Here is a 2,679-nt window from a genome sequence, read left to right as displayed (position 1 = left end):
CCGGGCGGGCCGGGGGGGTTTCGGCGGGAGTGCCGCACCCAGGGCAGGCGAGAGCGCCGTTGAGGTGCCTTCGGCACGGGTGGCAGTAGTCCATGTCGCGTGAAGGCTAAGTTCCGCTCACACCCGGTTCCTAGAGCGAGCTGTGAAGGTTTGGTAGGGACGCTCGCCCATAGGTTTCGAAACTGTCGAAACCGTTGTGCGCGCGACCCATTGACACCCCCACCGCCCCGTCCTTACTGTCACGCCAGCATTTCGAACGCGTGACGAAATTTCGAACGCGTCGCACCGCACCATCGAACGATCACAGGGTCCACAACGCAGCGAGGGGCAACTGCCGTGCGCATCACCGGAATCAGCACACACGTGGTCGGGACGCCGTGGCGCAACCTGACGTACGTCCAGGTGCACACCGACGAGGGGATCACGGGAGTCGGCGAGACCCGGATGCTCGGGCACACCGACGCCCTCCTGGGGTACCTGAGGGAGGCCGAGGTCAACCACATTCTCGGCTCGGACCCGTTCGCCGTCGAGGACCTGGTCCGCCGGATGAAGTACGGCGACTTCGGCCGGGCCGGCGAGATCGTGATGTCCGGTATCGCCGTCGTCGAGATGGCCTGCTGGGACATCAAGGGCAAGGCCCTCGGCGTCCCCGTCTGGCAGCTGCTCGGCGGCAGGGTGACCGACAAGGTCAAGGCGTACGCGAACGGCTGGTACACCACCGAGCGCACCCCGGAGGCCTACCACAAGGCCGCCCAGGCGGTGGTGGAGCGCGGCTACCGGGCCCTGAAGATCGACCCGTTCGGGACCGGGCACTTCGAACTCGACCACAAGGACACCCGGTACGCCGTCTCCCTGATCGAGGCGGTCCGCGACGCCATCGGTCCCGAGACCGAGCTGATGCTGGAGATGCACGGCCGCTTCTCCCCCGCCACCGCCGTCCGCCTCGCGCGGGAACTGGCGCCGTTCGACCCGGCCTGGCTGGAGGAGCCGGTGCCGCCGGAGAACCTCAAGGCGCTGGAGAAGGTCGCCGCCAAGGTCGACATCCCCCTCGCCACCGGCGAACGCGTCCACGACCGCATCGAGTTCCGCGAGCTGTTCGAGAGCCAGGCCGTCGACATCCTGCAGCCGGACGTCGGCCACATCGGCGGCATCTGGGAGACGCGCAAGCTCGCCGCGACCGCCGAGACCCACTACATGCTGGTCGCGCCGCACAACGTCGGCGGCCCGGTGCTGACCGCCGCGTCCCTCCAGGTCGGTTTCACCTCGCCGAACTTCAAGATCCTGGAGCACTTCAACGACTTCGCCGACGCGGAGATCAAGAAGGTCGTCAAGGGCGCCCCGCAGGTGAACCCGGAGGACGGCTGCTTCCACCTCTCCGACGCCCCCGGCCTCGGTGTGGAGCTGGACGTCGACGCGGCGGCCGAGTTCCCGCAGCAGCAGGCCCGCTTCGACCTGTGGGCCGAGGGCTGGGAACAGCGCAGGCCCAAGGGCACGAAGTGACCGGGCGGGCGGACGGCCCCGCGGCCGGGGACTCCGTCGCCGTCGTCGTCGACGGCCCCGGCGCGCACCGCCTGGTCGCGCACGAGCCGCGCGAGCCCGGTCCGGGCGAGGCGCTGGTCCGGGTGCACGCGACCGGCATCTGCGGCAGTGACCGCGAGGTGTACCAGGGCAACCGGCCCGAGGGGTACGTGCGCTACCCGCTCACGCCGGGCCACGAGTGGTCCGGCACCGTGGAGCGGGTGGGCGCGGGCGTGCCCGCCTCGCTCACCGGCCGCAAGGTCGTCGGCGAGGGGTTCCGCAACTGCCAGGTGTGCGACCGCTGCCACGCCGGCGAGACGACGCTGTGCTCGGCGGGCTACGAGGAGACCGGGTTCACCCGGCCGGGGGCGATGGCCGCCACGCTGACCCTCCCGGCCCGCCTGCTGCACGTCCTGCCGGACGACGCCGACCTCACCGCGGCGGCGCTGCTGGAACCGGCGGCCTGCATCGCCGCCGCCGCGCTCAAGGCGAACGCCGTGCCCGGGGAGCGGGTCGCCGTGGTCGGCACGGGGACCCTCGGCATGTTCGCGGTGCAGTTCCTGCGCGCGAGCTCCCCGGCCGACCTGCTGGTCGTCGGCACCCGCGGCGACCGGGAGGAGCTGGCCAGGCGGTACGGTGCCACCGATTTCCGCACCCGGGACCGGCCGCTCCCGGACGACTTCGACGTGGTGATCGAGACCGCCGGGTCCGCCGGCGCGGCCCGCACGGCCGCCGCGCTGCTGAGGCGCGGCGGGCGGCTCGTCCTGACGGGCATCCCGGCGCCGGGCGCGGACGGTCTCGACCCGACGGACCTGGTCGTACGGCAGCTGGAGGTGCACACCGTCTTCGGTGCGCCGCCGGACGCCTGGGCGCACACGGTGCGGGTGTTCGCCGCCGGGCTGCTCGATCCGCTTCCGCTGGTCACGCACGAGCTGCCGCTGGCCGGGTTCTCGGAGGCCATCGGGCTGGTGGGGTCCGGCGACCCGAAGGTGGGCAAGGTGCTGCTGCGTCCCTAGGGGTGCCGTCCGGGTCCCGCCGGGACCGCGGGCCCCGGCACCGCCCGCCGGAGCCCGCCCGGTCCGGTCGGATCCGGCCGGCTCCGGCCGGATCCGGACGGCGCCGCCCGCGACGGCCGGCCGTACGCCGGTGCGGGGCGCCCCG

The 2,679-nt window shown here is 72.7% G+C and carries 3 protein-coding genes; 2 read left to right on the top strand and 1 reads right to left on the bottom strand.

All coding sequences use genetic code 11. The features are described 5' to 3' along the window. On the bottom strand, positions 1–94 hold a 94-nt coding region (locus AOK18_RS35455; protein ID WP_420865634.1), incomplete at its 3' end, for an SCO2400 family protein. Between the two features lie 242 nt (positions 95–336). Between AOK18_RS35455 and AOK18_RS20775 the strand changes: the two genes are divergently transcribed. Then, positions 337–1,500 carry a mandelate racemase/muconate lactonizing enzyme family protein gene (locus tag AOK18_RS20775; protein WP_055573866.1) on the top strand — a complete coding sequence of 388 codons (1,164 nt, stop codon included), beginning with the start codon at positions 337–339 and terminating at the stop codon, positions 1,498–1,500. Next, on the top strand, positions 1,497–2,534 hold the full coding sequence (locus AOK18_RS20770) for a zinc-dependent alcohol dehydrogenase (RefSeq protein WP_055695344.1): 1,038 nt from the start codon (positions 1,497–1,499) through the stop codon (positions 2,532–2,534). Before AOK18_RS20775 ends, AOK18_RS20770 begins: the two co-directional genes overlap by 4 nt. Positions 2,535–2,679: the final 145 nt, after the last annotated feature.

The sequence above is a fragment of the Streptomyces prasinopilosus genome (assembly GCF_001419695.1).
GTDB lineage: Bacteria > Actinomycetota > Actinomycetes > Streptomycetales > Streptomycetaceae > Streptomyces > Streptomyces prasinopilosus.
The sequence above is the reverse complement of the archived record's forward strand: the minus strand, read 5'-3'. Positions and strand labels throughout refer to the sequence as shown.